This window comes from Bacillus sp. EB106-06-01-XG163 (assembly GCF_058791615.1).
The window spans coordinates 368,403-389,131 of record NZ_JBYTDS010000001.1 but is presented as its reverse complement, the minus strand read 5'-3'; the positions used below and the strand labels follow the sequence as shown (position 1 = coordinate 389,131).

Below are 20,729 nucleotides of genomic sequence, written 5' to 3'. Positions count from 1 at the left end.
GGGCCTGTTTTATTATTCCTATCAAAAAACTCGGGTTGACTTCTGTTAGAATTGTGCTAAAATTTAGTACAAATCTAAAAAGCTTATCAAGAGCGGCTGAGGGACTGGACCGATGACGCCCGGCAACCTGCGTGTCATGCAAGGTGCCGCATCCAGAAAAATGCACAGCATTTTGAAGATAAGGGCTATACCGGGTCACTGTCTTTCATTCCGCTGGATTGAAAGTTTTTTATATGAAAAAAAGATTGAGGGATAAGACAACCGGCAGAAAACAACAGCTGTTTGATTGTCTCCGGGAGGAGGAAAGGAAAAATGCTAACGTATGACACATGGGAAGAGCCGGCGATTACATTTCCGGAAGACGATTCCTATAAAGGCGCGCTGTCCGTTTTAAAATGGGCATACGGCCACTACGGAGACCAGCTTGTTTACGCGTGCAGCTTCGGGATTGAAGGCATCGTCCTGATCGATTTAATTTCTAAAGTAAAGAAAGACGCGGAAATCGTGTTTCTCGATACGGGTCTTCACTTTAAAGAAACATATGAAACGATCGAAAAAGTGAAAGAGCGTTACCCGGGACTGAACATTATCCTGAAAAAGCCCAGCCTTACTCTTGAAGAACAGGCCGAGGCTCACGGAGATAAACTGTGGGAAAGAGAACCGAACCAGTGCTGCTACATCAGAAAAATTCTGCCGTTAAGAGAAGCGCTCGCGGGGCATCCGGCATGGCTGTCCGGCCTTCGCCGGGATCAAGGGCCGAGCCGGGCGAATACGAATTTCCTGAATAAAGACGACAAGTTTCAATCGATTAAAGTATGCCCGCTGATCCATTGGACATGGAAAGACATCTGGAGATATACTTCCAAGCATGAGCTGGATTACAATATCCTCCACGATCAGGGGTATCCTAGCATCGGCTGTGAACCGTGCACTTCACCTGCGTTTACCGCGGAAGATTTGCGGAGCGGCAGATGGAACGGCATGGCGAAAACAGAATGCGGACTGCATGAATAAAGGAGCTGCACGATGGAATTAGCCGCTATTTTATTCTGCCTGTTTTTTGCCATGAATATCGGAGCAAGCGGAGCCGCGGCTTCAATGGGAGTCGCTTATGGGTCCGGCGCCGTTAAAAAGAAAACGTATGCGCTGATCATCTGCGCGGCCGGAGTCCTGTCAGGGGCGGTTATCGGCGGCGGTGAAGTCGTTAAGACGATCAGCGGCGGAATCATTCCCGAACAAACCATTACGCTCACCATTGTCTGCATTATTATCGGATCGGCGGCGCTATCATTATTCACGGCGAATGTGCTCGGCATTCCGCTGTCGACGAGTGAGGTCACTGTCGGGGCGATTGTCGGTGTCGGCGTCGCGTACAGAGTATTGTTTTTACAGCATCTTTTGGTCATCGTGATTTTTTGGGTGCTTGTACCGTTTGTCGCGTTCTGTTTCACGTTTCTCGTCTCGAAGGTATTCAGTTCTCTGAATATTCGAGTCATTTCGAGTCGGAAACAGAAGATTTTGGGGATTGTGCTGCTGATTGCGGGGTTTTGGGAAGCTTTTTCAGCCGGAATGAACAATGTCGCAAATGCGGTGGGCCCTTTGGTTGCTGCGGGCGTGCTCAGCGTGTCCAAAGGAACGCTGTACGGAGGCATCTTTGTCGCTCTCGGCGCTCTGCTTTTAGGACGCAAAGTGCTTGAAACCAACGGGAAAAAGATTACGAGATTTTCAGCCGGAGAAGGCATACTGCTTTCAGGAACCGGCGCGGGGCTTGTCATTATCAGTTCCGTCTTCGGTCTGCCGGTCCCATTGGCGCAAGTCACATCATCATCAATTATCGGTATCGGAATGGCCAAAAACGGGCCGAACGTTTTTCATAAAGAAGTCGTGAAAACGATGCTCAAAGTATGGGTCGTTTCACCGTTTTTGTCACTGTCGATTTCGTATTTGCTTGTCTCCCTGCTGTTAAAAGGAGATTACTATTCCATCTTTATGATGGCCAGCGTGCTTTTGGCAGCTGGCGGAGCCGCCAGTCTGATGAAAGCCATCCGAAAAGAGAAACGCTCTGTCCATGAACAAGGCGGAGGCATTTAACTATTAATCTGAGTTTATTTATCTGTTAACTGGGAGGAATCATGTATTATGAGTTTAGCACCGCACGGAGGAACATTAATTAATCGGGTAAATGAGCAGTATGATCTTACATCCGTCCAAAAAGAAATTGAGCTTGATTTGATTTCGTTCGCTGATTTAGAGCTGATCGGGATCGGGGGGTACAGCCCGATTGAAGGATTTTTCACAGAAAAAGATTACGTGTCAGTCGTTGAAAATATGCGTCTGGCATCCGGGGTTGTCTGGTCCCTGCCGATCACGCTTCCGGTCGATTCAGAAAAAGCGGCTGAGCTTGCCGTCGGCGACACGGTGAAACTGACTTACGGCGGAGAAACATACGGCGTAGTCGACATCGAAGATATTTATACGCCGGATAAACAAAAAGAAGCCGTTCACGTATATAAAACCGATGATGCCGCGCATCCGGGCGTGAAAAAATTATTTTCACGCGGCGATACGTATGTCGGCGGGCCGATCACATTAGTTAAAAAAGCGTCAAAGCAGTTTCCCGAGTTTACATTTGAACCTGCCGATACAAGACGAAGCTTCGAAGAAAAGGGCTGGAAAACCATTGTCGGTTTCCAAACGAGAAATCCGGTCCACCGCGCCCACGAATATATCCAAAAAACCGCGCTTGAGACGGTTGACGGCCTGTTTTTGAACCCGCTCGTCGGTGAAACAAAATCAGATGACATTCCGGCGGATGTCAGAATGGAAAGCTACCAGGTGCTGCTCGATCATTATTATCCGAAAGACCGCGTGTTCCTCGGCGTGTTTTTGGCGGCTATGCGGTATGCGGGGCCGAGAGAAGCCATTTTCCACGCGCTTGTCCGCAAAAACTACGGCTGCACGCATTTTATCGTCGGCCGCGATCATGCCGGCGTCGGTGATTACTACGGCACATATGAAGCGCAAGAGCTGTTTGATCAATTTACAGCGGATGAACTCGGGATTACACCGATGAAATTCGAGCACAGCTTCTTCTGCCAGAAATGCGGCAACATGGGAACGGCCAAAACATGCCCGCATGACAGAGAAGACCACGTCATTCTGTCAGGAACAAAGGTCAGAGAAATGCTGCGAAGCGGCGTCATGCCGCCGGCGGAATTCAGCCGTCCTGAAGTTGTCGAGGTGTTGATTAAAGGGCTGAAAACGAAAGAAGAAGCAGGCGTTTCTTAAGGAGGAAAATAGAGTGACAAATCGTGATATCGTGTGGCATGAAGCCTCAATAACGAAAGAAGAATACCAGCAGAAAAACAAGCATAAAAGCTCTATCCTCTGGCTGACGGGCTTAAGCGGTTCAGGGAAATCCACGATTGCAAACGCCGCAGCGCGCGAGCTGTTTGAACAAGGCTATCAAGTCATCGTGCTTGATGGTGATAACATCCGCCACGGCTTAAACAAGGACTTGGGTTTTTCCGATGATGACCGCAAGGAAAATATACGCCGCATCGGGGAAGTGGCGAAGCTTTTCGTTCAGCAGGGAACCATCGTCATCACGGCTTTTATTTCTCCGTTCCGTGAGGACAGAGATCAGGTGAGAGAGCTTGTGGCGGAGGGCGAATTTAATGAAATCTATGTTAAATGCGACCTCGATATATGTGAAAAGCGCGATCCGAAAGGTTTATATAAAAAAGCAAGAAATGGTGAAATTCCGTTCTTTACGGGGATCGACTCACCGTATGAAGAGCCGAAAGCGCCTGAGCTCGTACTTGATTCAGGCAAATGTGAACGCGAAGAATGCACCGGAAGACTGGTTGACTTTGTGAAAAACAGCTTAGCATAATAGGTCCAAAAAGGCCGCGCAATCAGCCGGATATCCCCCGAAATGGCGGGATATGGTAAAATAGCTGAAGTGCGGCCTCGCGGCTGTTCTGGGAAGATTTCAAAACGGATCGGGGAGACATGCTATGGGGAAAGTATTTATCGTTGGAGCCGGTCCGGGAGATCCGGACTTATTAACGGTGAAGGCAATGAAAGCCATACAGAAAGCGGACGTTATATTATATGACAGATTGGTAAGCAAAGAGATTTTACAATATGCCGGAGAAGAAGCGGATCTGATTTACTGCGGAAAGCTCCCGGATTTTCACATTATGAAACAGGATACGATCAACCGTTTCCTTGTGAAGTATGCGAAAAAGGGGAAAACCGTTGTAAGGCTCAAGGGAGGCGACCCGTTTGTTTTCGGCCGCGGAGGCGAAGAAGCGGAGGCTCTCGCACAAAACGCCATTCCGTTTGAGATCGTTCCCGGCATTACATCAGGAATCGCGGCGGCTGCTTATGCCGGCATTCCCGTGACGCACAGAGAGGCGAGCTCCAATGTCGCATTCGTTACGGGACATTATAAACAAGAAGACGACTTTGAAGAAAAATGGAAAGCGCTGGCGACGGGCATTGATACGCTGGTGATTTATATGGGAATTAAAAATATCCGGCAGATTGAAAGAATGCTGCTGGAAAACGGCAGAGACGCCGGCACCCCGGCAGCCTTTATTCATTGGGGAACGACGGACAGGCAAAAAACAGTCGTCTGCACCGTCGGCACGCTTTCAGACACAGTGATAAAAGAAGAAATCAAAAACCCGAGCTTAATTGTTATCGGCGATGTTGTCAATTATCACTGCAAACTGGACTGGTATGCATCTGAACAGAAAAATCTGGATTTGAGCGAGGCGTTGTAAATGAAGCAGGCGATTTTATACATCGGGCACGGAAGCAGGCTGAAAAAAGCGCAGACAGAGTCGGCGGCGTTTTTAAAAGGGTGCATGCCGCACGCTGACGCTCCCATTCAGGAAATTTGTTTTTTAGAACTGCAGGAACCGTCTATTGAAGCGGGATTTGAAGCGTGTGTCAGACAAGGCGCCACTCATATTGCGGCCGTGCCTTTACTGCTGTTGACCGCTGCCCACGCAAAACATGACATTCCGGCTGAAATCGCCCGTGCGGCGGCCCTGCATCCCGATATAAAAGTGACATATGGTGTTCCGATCGGAGTGGACGATGAAGTCGTAAAAGCGGTGCATCATCGCATTGAAGATACCGGAGTGCCCATTGAGCAGGCGAAAGTGGTGCTGATCGGAAGAGGAAGCACAGATCCGGCAGTTAAAAACGCAGTCAGTGAGATTGCCGGAAAACTTGAGGCGATTACACCTGTTAAAGAAGTCATCCCTTGTTTTTTAACAGCATGTGACCCGCACTATAAAGAAGTGTTTGCCGGCCTTGAAGAGGATGACGGAGCACCCGTTTTTATCGTTCCATATCTTCTGTTTACCGGGCTTTTAATGACTGAGATTGAACGGGAAGTTCAAAAGCTTCAAACGATCAATCAAAATGTTCATCTCGCTTCATACTTAGGTTTTCACCCGCATATTAAGCAGGCGTTTTTGAACCGTGTGTCAGAAGCTGTTCGAAACCCCGGCGGTCAGTTTGATTTTAAGGGGGGACAGTATGCTGCCTCTGCACATTAATTTAAGCGGAAAAAGAATTATCATCGCGGGCGGAGGCAATGTTGCCTTAAGAAGGCTCAAAACGGTGCTTCCGGAAGGCGCGGATATTACTGTAATCAGTCCCGATGCCCTGCCTGAAATTAAACAGCTGGCGGATGAAGGACGTATCCGCTGGGTTTCCCGTAAAATTGAAATGAAGGATCTCGCGCCCGCTTTCTTCATCATTGCCGCGACAAATGACCGCAGCGTAAATCAGGAGATAGCCGCGAGCGCTTCTGAAACGCAGCTGGTCAATTGTGTAAGCGATGCTGAACAGGGCAGCGTGTATATGCCGAAGATCATCCGCAAAGGGCGCATTCAAGTATCCGTATCAACAAGCGGCGCAAGCCCGGCACATACGAAAAGACTGGCTGAGGACATAGAGCCTCTCATTACTGCTGATTTGGCTGAAGAAGTGGATCGATTATTTGAGAAAAGAAGAAGACCATAAAAAACACCTTGTCTGTCATCAGGCAGGGTGTTTTTTATACTGTCCTCACAGTCCCCGAATGTGAACAATTCAAAACGAAAGCGGGCAGTTTGAACGGTATATGCCGACAAGCGGTCAGGATTGCGAAGTGATGCGGAATATCTATCTGATCCCAATGCCGCCTGGATTCCGCCCGCATACAAAGGAAAGGTCAGAGACCCGGCATGATTATATTGACTGCCCGGATGTGTTCAGGTTTGGCGAGGGAAGGTGACAGTATCCGCCGCCAAATCAGGTGTGACCGCTTTAATCAGAGACGGCCCCCGGCGGATCAGGCAGACATGACGGGAAACTGATCAGATACTGTATAGATGGTTCTGACGGCTGGGAGAGTGTCGTCTCCGTTTATAAGTAATAAAAAACACCTCCAAGCTGAGTGCGGGTTTCAGCTTGGAGGTGCGTTTATTTTTTCAGCCGTATGACAAGGTCGGCATCAGGTGTGACAAATACGGTGTGCTGGCTGTCATAGGTGACAAATCCGGGCTTTGCGCCGTTTGGCTTTTTCACGTGTCTGATTTTTGTATAATCAACGGGAACGGAGCCGGAATCTTTCGCTTTGGAAAAATAAGCGGCGATCGCAGCCGCCTCCAGTATGGATTGTTCATCCGGATCGCTGCTTTTAATCACAACGTGGGAACCCGGAATGTCTTTCGTGTGGAACCATAAATCATCCCTTGCGGCAGCTTTTGTCGTTAAGTATTCATTTTGTTTATTGTTTTTGCCGACAAGAATCGTCAATCCCCGTGAAGATTCATATTGCTCCAAAACAGGAACGTGCTGCTTCTGTTTTTTCTGTCCTCGCTGCTGTTTCGGTCGCAGATATTTGCCTTCCACAAGCTCTTCCCTTATTTCGTGAATATCCTTTGTGGAGGCGGAGGAGAGCTGCTGGATCAGCTGATCGAAATAAGCGATTTCCTCCTCGGCCAGACGGATCTGTTCTTTTACCACCTCGACGGAATTCTTCGCCTTTTGGTACTTTGTAAAATACATCTGCGCGTTTTCTGACGGTGTTTTGTTCGGATTTAAAGGGATGGTCACCGTCTTACTTTCTTCATCATAATAATTGATGACTTCCGCTTCTTTGTCACCTTTTTTCAGCATATACAAATTTGCCGTCAGCAGTTCGCCGTATAGCTGGAATTCCTTCGCATTCTCTGAGTAGTCGAGCGTCTTTTCCAGCTTTTTTATCTTATTGGCGTTCTTTTTCCGTTCATTTGCGACAAACCGCTCAAGATCCTGAGCCTGCTGTTTGACGCGGTCGCGTTCCGCCTTGCCGAAATAAAACCGGTCCAACAGCTCACTCAGTGAGTGAAAGGTGCGCTCCTCTCCGTTTACATGTGTGAGAGACAGGAGATAAAAGTATTCCTTTCCGCCGGCTGTCGTAATGTTCGGTGTAAACCTGCAATCTTTCACGGCATGGAACATTTCAATCAGCGTCTTCGGCAGCGTTATTTTGTTAGCGAGGCCCGCTCTGTGCACGGCTTCTTTTGCAAACAGCGGAGAAACACCGGAGAAATGTCTGACGATCTGCTGGTCAAGCCGTCCTTCCTGAAAACTGAGATAACGCAAAACGTCCTCTTCATCCGCGGCAAGCGGCGAAATTTTTTCCTGAGCGGGAGGAAGCTTGTAATCATAGCCCGGCAGAACGGTCCGGTAGCTGTTCATCGACGGAGATAGATGTTTCAGCCCGTCGATGATGGCTCCTTCTCCGTCAGTCAGAATAATATTGCTGTGCCGCCCCATAATTTCAACATACAGCGTTCTGACGGTTTCGTCGCCGATTTCATTTCTGCTTTTTATGCGGAATATCATAATCCGGTCTAATCCGGCCTGTTCTATTTTCTCAATAAATCCGCCTTCGATATGCTTTCTGAGCAGCATACAAAACATCGGCGGCTCGCTCGGATTTTCATAGGCCTGGTTTGTCATGTGCACCCGTGAATAGCTCGGATGCGCCGATAATAATAATTTATGGTTTTTTCCGTTAGCGCGGATATGAAATATCACATCGTGCTTAAAAGGCTGATGGACTCTCGTAATCCGGCCTCCGGCGATCCGGCTGTTTAATTCATGTGTCATTCCGTATGTAAACATGCCATCAAAAGACATATAAAACACCCTTTCCTTCTTCCTGCATTCGATAATTATAGCATGAAAAGGGACGAGTCAGAATAAGCTTGTTTACAGAGTGACATCTCTAAAGCGAGGCAGGGGAGTGGACGAGAAGAATGAAGTTTCATGAAATGGGACAAACCGATTTGCTGAAAGCAACAAATACGTCCATTAAACAGGGGTTGACCGAAAAAGAGGTGAAAAAACGCCTTGAAAAGCACGGACCGAACGAGCTTCAGGAGGGCAAGAGGACACCGGCGATCGCCGTGTTTTTCGCCCAATTTAAAGATTTTATGGTGCTCGTGCTGCTGGCGGCAACCTTAATATCCGGGTTTTTAGGCGAATATGTAGATGCCGTAGCGATTATGGCGATTGTATTTGTCAATGGGGTTCTCGGTTTTTTTCAAGAGCGGCGGGCGGAAAAGTCTTTACATGCATTAAAAGAGCTGTCAACGCCGTATGTGTCAGCGTTGCGGGACGGGAGCTGGAAGAAAATTCAGTCCAAGGAGCTCGTTCCCGGCGATATCATGAAATTTTCAAGCGGCGACCGGATTGGCGCGGATGTGCGGATCGTTGAAGCGAAAAGCCTTGAAATTGAGGAATCGGCGCTGACCGGGGAATCAATTCCGGTGGTTAAACAAGCTGATAAACTGAGAAAGCCGGATGTTTCGTTAGGCGACATCAGCAATATGGCGTTTATGGGTACGATCGTAACGCGCGGCAGCGGTGTCGGCGTCGTCGTCGGTACAGGAATGAATACGGCAATGGGGAAAATCGCCGATATGCTGGAATCCGCCGGCAGCCTTTCAACACCGCTGCAGCGAAGACTTGAAGAGCTCGGCAAAATTTTAATTATCGTCGCGCTCCTTTTAACGGTATTGGTCGTTGCAGTCGGCGTCTTACAGGGACATGAGCTTTACAGCATGTTTTTGGCCGGGGTGTCATTGGCCGTCGCCGCGATTCCGGAAGGGCTTCCCGCCATTGTTACGGTGGCATTATCAATCGGCGTCCAGCGCATGATCAAACAAAAATCAATTGTCAGAAAGCTCCCGGCGGTTGAAACATTGGGCTGCGCCTCTGTCATTTGTTCTGATAAAACCGGTACGCTGACACAAAACAAAATGACCGTCACCCATATGTGGTCAGGGGGAAAAACATTTAAAGTGTCAGGCATCGGCTATGAGCCGGAGGGCGTTTTCACCCGAGATGAGCGGGAAATCAAGCCGAAAGATGAGAAGATTCTTGAACAGATGCTGGTTTTCGGCGCGTTGTGCAACACATCCGAAATCGCACTGAAAGACGGCCATTATGTACTCGACGGCGATCCGACAGAAGGAGCGCTGCTGACGGCTGCAAGAAAGGGCGGCTATTCAAACGATTGGCTCAGCGGGCACTACCGCGTGGTTGCCGAGTTTCCGTTTGACTCCGTCCGCAAAATGATGACCGTCATTGTAGAGGATCAGGAAAAAAAGCAGTTCGTCATCACTAAAGGAGCGCCCGATGTGCTGATTGACCGCTCGTCACATCTGATGTACGACGCAAGAAGCGCGCCATTTTCAGGAGAAAAGAAAGCAGAAACGGAAGCGGTTCTGAAAGAGCTGGCGTCGCAAGCTTTGCGTACGATCGGGATTGCTTATAAACCGCTTAAGCCCGGAGAAAAACCGACAATGGAGCAGGCGGAAAAAAATCTGACGATGCTCGGCTTGTCAGGCATAATTGATCCGCCCCGTCCGGAGGTCAGACAGGCGATTAAAGAATGCCGTGAAGCCGGCATTAAAACGGTTATGATCACAGGGGATCACGTCGAAACGGCAAAGGCCATTGCAAAAGATTTGCGTCTTCTTCCGAAAAAGGGGCGTGTGATGGACGGCAAGACGCTGAATGAGCTTACGGAGAAAGAACTTATCGAAACGGTCGATGATGTCTACGTCTTCGCACGTGTGTCGCCTGAACATAAATTAAAAATTGTCAAAGCGTTCCAGGAAAACGGACACGTCGTCGCCATGACGGGAGACGGGGTTAATGACGCGCCGGCCATAAAGCAGGCAGATATCGGCGTTGCCATGGGCGTGACGGGAACGGATGTGGCAAAGGAAGCCTCTTCTCTCATTCTGGTAGATGATAACTTTGCTACGATTAAATCAGCCATAAAAGAGGGACGGAATATCTATGAAAATATAAGAAAATTCATCCGGTATTTGCTCGCCTCCAACGTCGGTGAAATTTTAGTGATGCTGTTTGCGATGCTTCTCGCTCTGCCGCTGCCGCTCGTTCCGATTCAGATACTGTGGGTGAACTTAGTCACTGACGGGCTGCCGGCGATGGCCCTCGGTATGGATCAGCCGGAAGGAGACCTGATGAGGCGGAAGCCGCGGCACCCGAAAGAAGGAGTGTTTGCGAGAAAACTGGGCTGGAAAGTCGTATCAAGAGGGTTTTTAATCGGAGCTGCAACCATTTTAGCGTTTATCATCGTCTATCACCGCAATCCTGAAAATCTGCCCTACGCACAGACCGTTGCATTCGCGACTCTTGTTCTGGCTCAGCTTATACACGTGTTTGACTGCCGGAGCGAAACGTCTGTTTTCTCCCGGAATCCGTTTGAAAATATCTATCTGCTCGGGGCCATCATTTCTTCTATCTTCCTGATGGTCATCGTCATCTATTATCCGCCGCTGCAGCCGATTTTCAAAACAGTGCCGATTACGCCGGGCGATTGGATGCTGATTATCGGTATGTCGGGCATACCTACTTTTTTGCTGGCGGGTTCACTTTTGACAAGAAAAAAATAATTCCATATGATATAATCTTAGGGGTAATAGCATGTCTATTGCCCTTTTATTTTGATAACGGGAAAGAATTGGGTGTTTCATATGATACGGAGTATGACAGGCTTCGGCAGCGCAAGCAGCACAAAAGGCGATCTCTCGGCAACCGTTGAATTGAAATCCGTCAATTACCGGTTCAAAGAAGTGAACGCCCGCCTGCCACGGCCTTTGCTATATGTAGAGGATAAGCTGAAACAAACGATATTGCAGCATATACAGCGCGGAAGAGTAGAGCTGTTTCTCACTGTAAACAGTGACGCGCTCATAAAAAGAAGCCTGAACATCGATTGGGAGCTCCTTGATGAATATGTGAGCGCCGCACGCGTCATGAAAGAGCGCTACAGCCTGGCCGCAGAACCCGATGCAATGGAGTTCTTTAAATTTGAACATATTGCGCAGATACACGAAGAACAGATGCGTGATGACAAGCTTGAAGAAGTCATCAGGGAAGCCGCTGAGCTGGCTGTAAAGGAACTTTGTGACATGAGGGAAAAAGAAGGACGGCTTTTGGCGGAAGACTGCTTTCTGCACATTGAGCGGCTTGAGACGCTGTCCGAACAGGTGAAAGAGCGCGCTTCGGCCGTTGTTATTCAATACCGCGAGCGTCTTTACGCCCGAATGAAGGAATGGACGGAGGATGCGCTCGACGAAAGCAGGCTGATCACGGAATGCGCCATTTTCGCCGATCGTTCTGATATAACGGAAGAAATTACCAGATTGAAGAGCCATTTTGTTCAATTCCGTGATATATTAAAAGAAGGCGGGGCAGTCGGCCGCAAACTTGATTTCCTTGTTCAGGAGCTTAACCGAGAAGCGAACACGATCGGCTCAAAAGCCAATGATCATCAAATCACAAAGCTTGTCGTTGAAATGAAAAGTTCTATTGAAAAATTGAAGGAACAAGTGCAAAATATAGAATAGCGACTGTGCGTATTGTTTACAGACGGCCTCTTCAGGTTACACTAGAGACGTCTATTTTACAGGGGGAACGTAGAAGATGACGATTAAACTGATTAATATCGGATTTGGCAATATCATCTCCGCCAATCGGATGATTTCGATTGTCAGCCCGGAGTCTGCGCCAATAAAGCGAATGATCCAGGATGCAAGAGACCGCGGAATGCTAATAGACGCTACATACGGACGAAGAACCCGTGCAGTTGTCGTCATGGATAGTGATCACATTATCTTATCTGCCGTCCAGCCTGAGACAGTTGCACACAGACTTTCTGTGAAAGAAGAAATTATGGATGAAGGGCAGGGGTAATTGCCGCATGAAAGAAAGAGGGTTATTAATCGTTCTCTCAGGTCCCTCCGGAGTTGGAAAAGGAACGGTTCGGCAAGCAATATTTTCACAACAGGACACGAAATTTGAATACTCAATTTCAGTCACGACGAGAAACCCGAGAGAGGGCGAAGTCGATGGCGTCGATTATTTCTTTAAATCTAGAGATGAATTCGAACGCATGATTGAAAACAACAAACTGCTTGAGTGGGCAGAATATGTCGGCAACTATTACGGAACGCCCGTTGATTATGTCGAACAGACGCTTCAAGAAGGAAAAGACGTCTTCTTAGAGATTGAAGTGCAGGGCGCGCTCCAAGTGCGGAATGCATTTCCGGAAGGCCTGTTTATCTTCTTAGCGCCGCCGAGTCTTTCTGAGCTGAAAAACAGAATCGTGACAAGAGGGACTGAAACCGACGATTTAATCGAAAACAGAATGAATGCCGCAAAAGCTGAAATCGAAATGATGGACGCGTATGATTATGTCGTTGAAAACGACGATATCCAAACGGCTTGTGATAAGATTAACGCAATCGTTCTCGCCGAGCACTTAAAACGTGAACGCGTCGCTCCGAGATATAAGAAAATGCTGGAGGTAGAATAACTTATGTTAGATCCGTCAATTGACTCTTTAATGAATAAATTAGATTCTAAATATACGCTGGTGACCGTGTCTGCAAGACGCGCGCGTGAAATGCAGATCAAAAAAGACCAGCAGATTGAACATACCATTTCTCACAAATATGTAGGCAAAGCTTTAGAAGAAATTGACGCGGGCCTGCTTTCGTTTGAAAGAGAAGACAGCGAATAACAAGCACACGTAGCAACCTATCTCTACATAGGTTGTTATTTTTTTCCGTTTGGGATTTGTCCAATGCTTTCATAAAGGGGAGAAGACTTCATGAAAAACCGAAACATTTTGCTATGCGTAAGCGGAGGAATTGCCGTTTATAAAGCTTCCGCACTCACGAGCAAGCTGGTTCAGGCCGGCGCAAACGTCAAAGTGATTATGACTGAGTCCGCGCGTGAGTTTGTTTCTCCGCTGACATTTCAGGCGCTGAGCCGGAATGAAGTATATACAGATACATTTAATGAACAAAATCCGAAGGTGATATCTCATATTGATGCCGCTGACTGGGCGGATTTAATTATTGTCGCGCCCGCTACGGCAAATATCATCGGCAAGCTTGCCAACGGAATTGCTGACGATATGCTCACAACGACGGTGCTGGCGGCTGAGGCCCCGGTTTGGGTGGCGCCTGCGATGAATGTCCATATGTATGATCATCCGGCGGTGAAACGGAACATCTCTGTGCTTTATCAGGACGGGGTCCGCTTTATCGAGCCGAATGAAGGCTATTTGGCATGCGGATATGTCGGCAAAGGAAGGCTGGAGGAGCCGGAGCTTATTGTTGAGCGTGTCAGAGAGCATTTTAAGGAGCCTGAAGACGATGCGCCGCTGAAAGGAAAACATATTGTCATTACGGCCGGTCCGACGCGCGAAGCCGTGGACCCTGTCCGCTTCTTCACAAATAAATCCACCGGCAAAATGGGCTACGCCGCTGCTGAAGCCGCCGTCTGTCTCGGGGCGCGGGTGACGCTGATTTCAGGCCCGGTGTCAATAGAGCCGCCAATCGGGCTGTATCAGTTTCTTCCTGTGCAATCGGCAGCTGATATGAGAGAAGCGGTGCTTTCTGTGTTTGATTCATGCGACATGGTGATTAAGACGGCGGCCGTGGCCGATTTTACGCCGGCGGCTGTTTCTGATCACAAAATGAAGAAGAAAGACGGTTCGCTCGTGATCGAATTCAACCGTACGGCAGACATACTGAAAGAACTCGGCGAACGGAAAACACACCAGCTGCTGGTCGGATTTGCGGCTGAAACGCAAGACGTCGAACGCTATGCGCGCAGAAAACTTGAACAGAAAAACCTTGATATGATCGTTGCAAATGATGTGAAAGCAGAAGGGGCCGGATTTGGCACGGATACGAATGTCGTCACCTTCTATTTCCGGGACGGAAGAAAACGGGAGCTTGCGCTTATGTCTAAACTTGACGTTTCCTTTGAAATGCTGAAGGAAATGACCGCTTTGAAAGCCGAGGACCGAAAACCCGTATGAATGTAGCAGAAGTCATTGTCGATGTCAGCTCCAAAAACATTGACAGACCCTTTGATTACAAAATTCCCGATCATTTAAAAGGGATGATCGAAGTCGGCATGCGGGTGATTGTCCCGTTTGGCCCGCGCAAGCTTCAAGGATTTGTGACCGGTTTGAAAGATTCGTCTGAATTAAACGGCGGCTCAATGAAGGAAGTCGAGAAGCTTCTTGATTTGACGCCCGTTCTGACTGAGGAACTGATGCAGCTGTCTTCATGGCTTTCTGACAAAACGCTGTCGTTTAAAATCACGGCGCTTCAGGCAATGCTGCCCGCCGCACTGAAGGCGAAGTACGAGAAAGAGCTGAAAGTCGTTGACGAAGAAGCGCTGACACCGGACATCAAACAGCTTTTCAGGAATCAAAAAAGTCTTCTGTACTCGGATATTACCGATGAAAGCATTCTTTCGTCACTTCAAAAATTCGTGCGCAAAGGAAGCATTGATGTCACATATAAAGTCGCCCAAAAAACGAATAAAAAAATGATCCGCATGATCGAAGCGGGGGCGGACAAAGAAGAACTCGCCCGGCACGCAGATTCATTGACAAAGCAGGCTTCTAAACAGCTCGCCGTGCTTACTTATTTTATCGGCGGGGGAGCAAAGATTTCCGCGGCCGAGCTTTGCAAAAAGACCGATTCCAGTTCCGCGACGCTGAAAACACTTCTTAAAAAGGGTCTTCTTACGGAAAGCTTTGAGGAGGTTTACCGCGATCCTTATCAGGACAGAATGTTCAAAAAAACAGAGCCGCTCTCTCTTACAGAAGAGCAGCAGGCCGCTTTTGAGCCGATTAAACAAGCTGTAGCCGATCATGTCCATCACGTCTTTCTGCTTCACGGCGTCACGGGAAGCGGCAAAACGGAAATTTACCTGCAATCCATTGAAAAAGTGCTGGCAAAAGGACAAGAAGCCATCGTGCTCGTTCCGGAAATCTCGTTGACACCGCAAATGGTCAACCGTTTTAAAGGCCGCTTCGGCTCACAGGTTGCGGTCATGCACAGCGGATTATCCACAGGTGAAAAATATGATGAATGGCGGAAGATTCAGCGCAAGGAAGTCCGGCTTGTCGTCGGAGCCAGATCGGCCATCTTTGCCCCGTTTGAAAATCTCGGCATGATCATTATTGATGAAGAGCACGAATCTTCCTATAAGCAGGAGGAAATGCCGCGGTATCATGCAAAGGACGTAGCCATCCGCCGGGCCGAGCATCACAGCTGTCCGGTCGTCCTCGGGAGCGCCACGCCGACATTGGAGTCATTTGCGCGGGCGAAAAAAGGCGTTTATGAGCTGCTTCCATTAAAACATCGCGTAAATCGCCAGCTCATGCCTGACGTTTCTCTCGTTGATATGAGAGAAGAACTGAGAAACGGCAACAGATCAATGTTTTCAAGAGAGCTGATGGAACAGCTGGAAGAGAAGCTTGCAAAAAAAGAGCAGGCCGTCCTTTTTCTGAATAAACGGGGGTATTCCTCGTTTGTGATGTGCCGGGACTGCGGTTATGTGCCGCAATGTCCGCATTGCGACATTTCAATGACTTATCACCGCTACGGACAAAGGCTGAAATGCCATTACTGCGGCCATGAGGAACCTGTCCCGGGAACATGCCCGGAATGCGGCAGCGAACATATCCGCTTTTTCGGCACGGGCACGCAGCGTGTGGAGGAGGAGCTTACCAAAGTGCTGCCTCAGGCGCGCGTGATCAGGATGGATGTGGACACCACTTCAAGAAAAGGCACCCATGAAAAACTGTTGTCAGCGTTCGGTGAAGGGAAGGCGGATATCCTGCTCGGTACGCAAATGATCGCAAAAGGGCTTGATTTTCCGAACGTGACGCTCGTCGGAGTATTAAGCGCAGATACGACGCTTCACATCCCTGATTTCAGGGCCGCGGAGAAGACATTCCAGCTGCTGACGCAGGTAAGCGGACGGGCCGGGCGGCATGAAAAGCCGGGAACGGTGGTCATTCAAACGTATACACCGTCTCATTACAGCATTCAGCTGACGAAAACGCACGACTATGAAACTTTTTTTCAGCAGGAAATGGCGCACAGAAGGGCCCAGTCATACCCGCCGTATTATTACGTGGCGCTGGTGACCGTTTCTCATGAAGAAGCGGCAAAAGCCGCGGTCACCGCAGAAAAGATTACAAACTATTTAAGAGCGGGATGCGGGCCTGATACGAAAATTCTCGGGCCGGCGGCTTCCCCGATCGCCAGGATCAAAGATAGATATCGCTATCAATGCGTGATAAAATACAGACAGGAAAACGAGTTGCAGATTCAGTTGAAAAAGATACTGGAGCACTATAAACGCGACATTGCGCAAAAGCATGTCATGATTTCAATCGATATGAATCCGTACATGCTGATGTAACATTAGTTTTTGGAGGGCAAAATTTTGGCTGTAAAAAAAATCGTCACACACCCGGCGGAGGTTCTGGAAACACCTGCCGATGAAGTGACAGTGTTTGATAAAAAATTAAAAAAACTGCTTGACGATATGTACGATACGATGCTCGAAATGGATGGCGTCGGCCTCGCCGCGCCGCAAATCGGCATTTTAAAAAGAGCGGCCGTCGTGGACATCGGTGAAGAAAGCGGCCGGATCGACCTTGTAAATCCGGTTATTCTTGAAAAGAGCGGTGAACAGACCGGAGTCGAGGGCTGCTTAAGCTTTCCAGGGGTTTACGGCGATGTCACCCGCCCGGATTACGTAAAGGTAAAAGCCTATGACCGTAAAGGAAAACCGTTTATTTTAGAAGCGGAGGGTTTTTTGGCCAGAGCCGTTCAGCATGAAATGGATCATTTAGACGGCATTTTATTCACATCAAAAATTACGGCTTACTACACTGAAGAAGAACTGGCAGAAATGGAAGGATGATTGGATGACAAGGATCGTTTTTATGGGAACGCCCGATTTTTCAGTTCCCGTCCTGCGCACGCTTATTGAAGACGGGTATGAAGTGGTTGGTGTCGTTACGCAGCCTGACCGCCCGAAAGGCAGAAAAAAAATCATGACGCCCCCTCCTGTTAAGGCTGAAGCTGAACGTCACGGCATTCCCGTGCTTCAGCCCGAAAAAGTAAGGCTCGAAGAAGAAATAGAAAAAGTGCTCAGCCTGAAGCCGGACCTGATTGTTACGGCGGCATTCGGACAGATCCTGCCCAAGCAGCTGCTGGATGGCCCGAAATACGCCTGTATCAACGTACACGCGTCACTATTGCCTGAATTAAGAGGCGGAGCGCCGATACATTATTCGATTCTCCAAGGCAAGAAGAAAACGGGCGTGACAATCATGTATATGGTTGAAAAGCTTGATGCGGGCGATATGATTTCGAAAATCGAAGTGGAAATTGATGAAACGGATAACGTCGGCACGCTTCACGACAAATTAAGCATAGCGGGGGCGAAGCTTTTGTCAGAGACCGTCCCGAACGTCATTTCCGGAAATATTAAACCGATCAAACAGGACGAATCAAAAGCGACTTACGCGCCTAACATTAAGCGTGAGCAGGAGCGGATTGATTGGGCAAAGCCCGGAGAAGAGATCTACAACCAGATCAGAGGTTTAAACCCTTGGCCTGTCGCCTATACAACTTTGAACGGTCAAAATATGAAAGTATGGGCTTCTGAAAAAGTTGCGGCAAAAACTGAAGCTGCGCCCGGAACAGTCATCCGCACGGAGCAAAACGGCATTGTCGTCGCATCAGGAAACAGCACCGCCCTTTTAATCACTGAACTGCAGCCGGCGGGAAAAAAACGGATGAAGGGCGAAGATTTTGTAAGAGGCAAAAATGTGCAGCCCGGTGACGTGTTAGGAGAAGCAAATGAAGAAAATTAATGTCCGGGAGCTCGTCCTTGAAGCGCTTGAGAAGCTTGAGCAAAATCAGGCATACAGCAACCTGCTTCTTACATCGGTTATCAAAACGAACACGCTCAGCGATCAGGACAGAGGACTGCTGACAGAGCTTGTCTACGGAACGCTGCAAAATAAAATCGCCTTAGACTACATGCTGAAGCCTTTTATCCGCAAGCCGAATAAAGTGAAGCCATGGGTGATTCAGCTGCTTCGTCTGTCCGCGTATCAAATGGAGTATTTAGAAAAAATACCGGATCGCGCCGCCATTCATGAAGCGGTTGAGATCGCCAAAAAACGCGGGCATAAGGGCATTGCGTCCTTTGTCAACGGCATCCTCCGCTCCCTGCAGCGTGAAGGGGCGCCGTCATTCGCTGAAATTAAAGACCCGGTTCTCCGTCTTTCCACAGAGACAAGCCATCCCGAGTGGCTCGTAAAAGAGTGGGTCGAGGCGTACGGCTTTGAGGCGGCTGAAAAGATCTGCCGGATTCATCTCATTCCGCCGAAGCAGACGCTCCGTGTCAATCACATAAAGAGCGACAGGGAAACGGTGCTGAATGAGATGGAGAATGCCGGTCTGGAAGCGGAAGCCGGAGACCTTTCTCCTGATGCGATTAAGCTTTTGAAAGGAAGCATCGCGAACACGGCATTTTTCCAAAACGGCCGGGTATCCATACAGGATGAAAGCTCAATGCTTGTCGCGCGGGCGCTGGACCCGAAGCCGGGCGAAACCGTTTTAGACGCATGCGCCGCACCGGGCGGAAAGTCGGCTCACATTGCGGAACTGATGGAGAACGAGGGGAGCCTCACATCGCTTGATCTTCACCGCCATAAAGTGAAGCTGATTAAAGAGGGCGCAGAACGGCTCGGGCTTACGATCATCGACGCGCAAACGATGGATGCGCGAAAAGCGGGAGAGGTCTTTGGCGCAGAACGGTTTGACCGTGTTCTCGTTGATGCCCCTTGCTCAGGTTTCGGCGTCATCAGAAGAAAACCCGATATGAAATATACGAAGACGCCGGAGGACAGCAGACGGCTGTCAGAAATCCAGCTCGGCATTTTAAGGGAAATCGCCCCATTAGTAAAAAAAGGTGGCACACTCGTATACAGTACGTGTACAATGGACCGGACAGAAAATGAAGAAGTTATGCATGCGTTTATACAAGAACACCCTGAGTTTGAACCCGATTTGTCTCTTGAAAAGCGGCTGCCTGAAAAGGCGAGACCCTTTGTTCAGGATGGAAGCCTTCAAATTCTTCCGCATTATTTCGGAACAGACGGTTTCTTTATTAGCAGCATGAGAAAGAAGGGATAAAAAATGACACAATTAAAAAAGACAAGCGTACGGAAAGAGCTGCGGACTGAGCAGCCGTCCATTTACTCTTTTGAATTAGATGAAATCAAACAATGGCTGACCGAGAATGGCGAAAAGCCGTTCCGCGCAGCACAGATTTTTGAATGGCTTTATGAGAAGCGGGTTTCTTCATTTGATGAAATGACAAACCTCTCAAAAAGCCTGCGTGAAAAACTCGAGAGCAATTTTGTGCTGACAACGCTGAAAACGGCTGTAAAACAGACATCTCAAGACGGCACGATGAAATTTTTATTTGAGCTTCATGACGGTTATACGATCGAAACGGTTTTAATGAGACACGAGTATGGTAATTCTGTATGTGTAACGACACAGGTCGGCTGCCGGATCGGCTGCACATTTTGCGCGTCAACGCTCGGCGGACTGAAACGGAATCTTGAAGCGGGAGAAATCGTCGCTCAAGTCGTGAAAGTGCAAAAGGCGCTTGATGAAACGGATGAACGCGTCAGCTCAGTCGTCATCATGGGAATCGGAGAGCCGTTTGATAATTTCAATGAAATGCTCGCTTTCTTAAAAATCATTAACCACGATAAAGGGCTGAACATCGGAGCGCGTCATATCACAGTTTCCACCAGCGGAATCATTCCGAAGATTTACGATTTCGCCGATCAAAAAATGCAGATCAATTTCGCGATTTCTCTGCATGCTCCGAATACGGAAATCAGAAGCCGTCTGATGCCGATTAACAAAGCCTATAAGCTTCCTGACCTTATGGAGGCCGTCAAATATTACATCGAGAAAACAGGCAGACGGATCAGCTTTGAATACGGGCTGTTCGGCGGCGTAAATGATCAGGTCGAACATGCAGAAGAGCTTGCAGAACTGTTAAAAGACGTGAAATGCCATGTCAATTTAATTCCGGTAAACTATGTGCCTGAACGGGATTACGTCCGCACACCGAGAGATCAGATTTTCGCATTCGAAAAAACGTTAAAATCCCGCGGTGTAAATGTCACGATCAGAAGAGAGCAAGGCCATGACATTGACGCGGCCTGCGGTCAGCTTCGCGCGAAGGAGCGTCAAGACGAGACGAGGTGA

Annotated in this window: 19 protein-coding genes and 1 riboswitch; of the genes, 18 read left to right on the top strand and 1 reads right to left on the bottom strand. The window is 48.6% G+C overall.

Annotated features, from left to right (window positions below):
- Positions 1 to 80: 80 nt before the first annotated feature.
- Positions 81 to 185, top strand: a riboswitch (SAM riboswitch).
- A gap of 127 nt (positions 186 to 312) precedes the next feature.
- The 7 genes from AC3WTF_RS01510 to AC3WTF_RS01480 all read left to right on the top strand — a co-directional run bounded on the left by AC3WTF_RS01510 (position 313) and on the right by AC3WTF_RS01480 (position 6,048).
- Complete coding sequence (locus AC3WTF_RS01510; protein WP_003154369.1) at positions 313 to 1,014, top strand: phosphoadenylyl-sulfate reductase; 702 nt, start codon at positions 313 to 315, stop codon at positions 1,012 to 1,014.
- A 12-nt stretch (positions 1,015 to 1,026) separates the two neighbouring features.
- Positions 1,027 to 2,091, top strand: coding sequence for a sulfate permease (gene cysP, locus AC3WTF_RS01505; RefSeq protein ID WP_042635184.1), 1,065 nt, complete (start codon positions 1,027 to 1,029; stop codon positions 2,089 to 2,091).
- A 48-nt stretch (positions 2,092 to 2,139) separates the two neighbouring features.
- Positions 2,140 to 3,288 (top strand): sulfate adenylyltransferase, encoded by a 1,149-nt coding sequence (sat, locus tag AC3WTF_RS01500; protein ID WP_007409738.1) that lies wholly within the window; start codon positions 2,140 to 2,142, stop codon positions 3,286 to 3,288.
- Positions 3,289 to 3,301: 13 nt separating this feature from the next.
- Positions 3,302 to 3,895, top strand: a complete 594-nt coding sequence (gene cysC, locus AC3WTF_RS01495) for an adenylyl-sulfate kinase (protein WP_007611313.1) — start codon at positions 3,302 to 3,304, stop codon at positions 3,893 to 3,895.
- A gap of 124 nt (positions 3,896 to 4,019) precedes the next feature.
- On the top strand, positions 4,020 to 4,793 hold the full coding sequence (cobA, locus tag AC3WTF_RS01490; protein WP_007409740.1) for a uroporphyrinogen-III C-methyltransferase: 774 nt from the start codon (positions 4,020 to 4,022) through the stop codon (positions 4,791 to 4,793).
- Positions 4,794 to 5,579, top strand: a complete 786-nt coding sequence (locus AC3WTF_RS01485; protein ID WP_020955802.1) for a sirohydrochlorin chelatase — start codon at positions 4,794 to 4,796, stop codon at positions 5,577 to 5,579.
- Entirely contained in the window at positions 5,560 to 6,048 is a 489-nt protein-coding gene (locus AC3WTF_RS01480; protein ID WP_015239834.1) for a precorrin-2 dehydrogenase/sirohydrochlorin ferrochelatase family protein, read from the top strand. Before AC3WTF_RS01485 ends, AC3WTF_RS01480 begins: the two co-directional genes overlap by 20 nt.
- Positions 6,049 to 6,489: 441 nt before the next feature.
- Here AC3WTF_RS01480 and AC3WTF_RS01475 read toward each other — a convergent pair whose 3' ends face one another.
- Positions 6,490 to 8,196, bottom strand: coding sequence for an Rqc2 family fibronectin-binding protein (locus tag AC3WTF_RS01475; protein WP_031378752.1), 1,707 nt, complete (start codon positions 8,194 to 8,196; stop codon positions 6,490 to 6,492).
- Between the two features lie 119 nt (positions 8,197 to 8,315).
- On the opposite strand from AC3WTF_RS01475, the gene AC3WTF_RS01470 reads away from it, so the two are divergent.
- From AC3WTF_RS01470 to rlmN, 11 genes are all read left to right on the top strand, one after another.
- Positions 8,316 to 10,988 carry a calcium-translocating P-type ATPase, SERCA-type gene (locus AC3WTF_RS01470; protein ID WP_129003132.1) on the top strand — a complete coding sequence of 891 codons (2,673 nt, stop codon included), beginning with the start codon at positions 8,316 to 8,318 and terminating at the stop codon, positions 10,986 to 10,988.
- Between the two features lie 81 nt (positions 10,989 to 11,069).
- Positions 11,070 to 11,945 (top strand): YicC/YloC family endoribonuclease, encoded by an 876-nt coding sequence (locus AC3WTF_RS01465; RefSeq protein ID WP_007409745.1) that lies wholly within the window; start codon positions 11,070 to 11,072, stop codon positions 11,943 to 11,945.
- A gap of 76 nt (positions 11,946 to 12,021) precedes the next feature.
- A complete protein-coding gene (gene remA, locus AC3WTF_RS01460; RefSeq protein ID WP_003154355.1) occupies positions 12,022 to 12,291 on the top strand; it encodes an extracellular matrix/biofilm regulator RemA in 270 nt (89 codons plus the stop codon).
- A gap of 7 nt (positions 12,292 to 12,298) precedes the next feature.
- The gene (gene gmk / locus AC3WTF_RS01455; protein ID WP_003154347.1) at positions 12,299 to 12,913 is read left to right on the top strand and encodes a guanylate kinase; all 615 of its coding nucleotides are present in this window, start codon (positions 12,299 to 12,301) and stop codon (positions 12,911 to 12,913) included.
- Positions 12,914 to 12,916: 3 nt separating this feature from the next.
- Positions 12,917 to 13,120 (top strand): DNA-directed RNA polymerase subunit omega, encoded by a 204-nt coding sequence (gene rpoZ, locus AC3WTF_RS01450; protein ID WP_003154346.1) that lies wholly within the window; start codon positions 12,917 to 12,919, stop codon positions 13,118 to 13,120.
- Positions 13,121 to 13,210: 90 nt separating this feature from the next.
- Positions 13,211 to 14,431, top strand: coding sequence for a bifunctional phosphopantothenoylcysteine decarboxylase/phosphopantothenate--cysteine ligase CoaBC (gene coaBC / locus AC3WTF_RS01445; RefSeq protein ID WP_129003130.1), 1,221 nt, complete (start codon positions 13,211 to 13,213; stop codon positions 14,429 to 14,431).
- Complete coding sequence (priA, locus tag AC3WTF_RS01440) at positions 14,428 to 16,839, top strand: primosomal protein N' (RefSeq protein ID WP_129003128.1); 2,412 nt, start codon at positions 14,428 to 14,430, stop codon at positions 16,837 to 16,839. The genes coaBC and priA overlap by 4 nt, the downstream gene beginning before the upstream one ends.
- A gap of 24 nt (positions 16,840 to 16,863) precedes the next feature.
- Entirely contained in the window at positions 16,864 to 17,346 is a 483-nt protein-coding gene (def, locus tag AC3WTF_RS01435; protein WP_012117530.1) for a peptide deformylase, read from the top strand.
- 4 nt (positions 17,347 to 17,350) lie between these two features.
- The gene (gene fmt / locus AC3WTF_RS01430; RefSeq protein WP_492314160.1) at positions 17,351 to 18,304 is read left to right on the top strand and encodes a methionyl-tRNA formyltransferase; all 954 of its coding nucleotides are present in this window, start codon (positions 17,351 to 17,353) and stop codon (positions 18,302 to 18,304) included.
- Positions 18,291 to 19,634 carry a 16S rRNA (cytosine(967)-C(5))-methyltransferase RsmB gene (gene rsmB / locus AC3WTF_RS01425; RefSeq protein WP_129003126.1) on the top strand — a complete coding sequence of 448 codons (1,344 nt, stop codon included), beginning with the start codon at positions 18,291 to 18,293 and terminating at the stop codon, positions 19,632 to 19,634. The genes fmt and rsmB overlap by 14 nt, the downstream gene beginning before the upstream one ends.
- A 3-nt stretch (positions 19,635 to 19,637) precedes the next feature.
- Positions 19,638 to 20,729: a dual-specificity RNA methyltransferase RlmN gene (gene rlmN / locus AC3WTF_RS01420; RefSeq protein ID WP_003154339.1), complete on the top strand. Its 1,092-nt coding sequence runs from the start codon at positions 19,638 to 19,640 to the stop codon at positions 20,727 to 20,729.

Coding starts and splice junctions, on each gene's coding strand:
- AC3WTF_RS01510 (WP_003154369.1), top strand. CDS start 313: ATGCTAACGTATGACACATGGGAAGAGCCGGCGATTACATTTCCGGAA.
- AC3WTF_RS01485 (WP_020955802.1), top strand. CDS start 4,794: ATGAAGCAGGCGATTTTATACATCGGGCACGGAAGCAGGCTGAAAAAA.
- remA (WP_003154355.1), top strand. CDS start 12,022: ATGACGATTAAACTGATTAATATCGGATTTGGCAATATCATCTCCGCC.
- AC3WTF_RS01470 (WP_129003132.1), top strand. CDS start 8,316: ATGAAGTTTCATGAAATGGGACAAACCGATTTGCTGAAAGCAACAAAT.
- AC3WTF_RS01480 (WP_015239834.1), top strand. CDS start 5,560: ATGCTGCCTCTGCACATTAATTTAAGCGGAAAAAGAATTATCATCGCG.
- rpoZ (WP_003154346.1), top strand. CDS start 12,917: ATGTTAGATCCGTCAATTGACTCTTTAATGAATAAATTAGATTCTAAA.
- rlmN (WP_003154339.1), top strand. CDS start 19,638: ATGACACAATTAAAAAAGACAAGCGTACGGAAAGAGCTGCGGACTGAG.
- sat (WP_007409738.1), top strand. CDS start 2,140: ATGAGTTTAGCACCGCACGGAGGAACATTAATTAATCGGGTAAATGAG.
- fmt (WP_492314160.1), top strand. CDS start 17,351: ATGACAAGGATCGTTTTTATGGGAACGCCCGATTTTTCAGTTCCCGTC.
- cobA (WP_007409740.1), top strand. CDS start 4,020: ATGGGGAAAGTATTTATCGTTGGAGCCGGTCCGGGAGATCCGGACTTA.
- gmk (WP_003154347.1), top strand. CDS start 12,299: ATGAAAGAAAGAGGGTTATTAATCGTTCTCTCAGGTCCCTCCGGAGTT.
- coaBC (WP_129003130.1), top strand. CDS start 13,211: ATGAAAAACCGAAACATTTTGCTATGCGTAAGCGGAGGAATTGCCGTT.
- rsmB (WP_129003126.1), top strand. CDS start 18,291: ATGAAGAAAATTAATGTCCGGGAGCTCGTCCTTGAAGCGCTTGAGAAG.
- AC3WTF_RS01475 (WP_031378752.1), bottom strand. CDS start 8,196: ATGTCTTTTGATGGCATGTTTACATACGGAATGACACATGAATTAAAC.
- cysP (WP_042635184.1), top strand. CDS start 1,027: ATGGAATTAGCCGCTATTTTATTCTGCCTGTTTTTTGCCATGAATATC.
- AC3WTF_RS01465 (WP_007409745.1), top strand. CDS start 11,070: ATGATACGGAGTATGACAGGCTTCGGCAGCGCAAGCAGCACAAAAGGC.
- priA (WP_129003128.1), top strand. CDS start 14,428: ATGAATGTAGCAGAAGTCATTGTCGATGTCAGCTCCAAAAACATTGAC.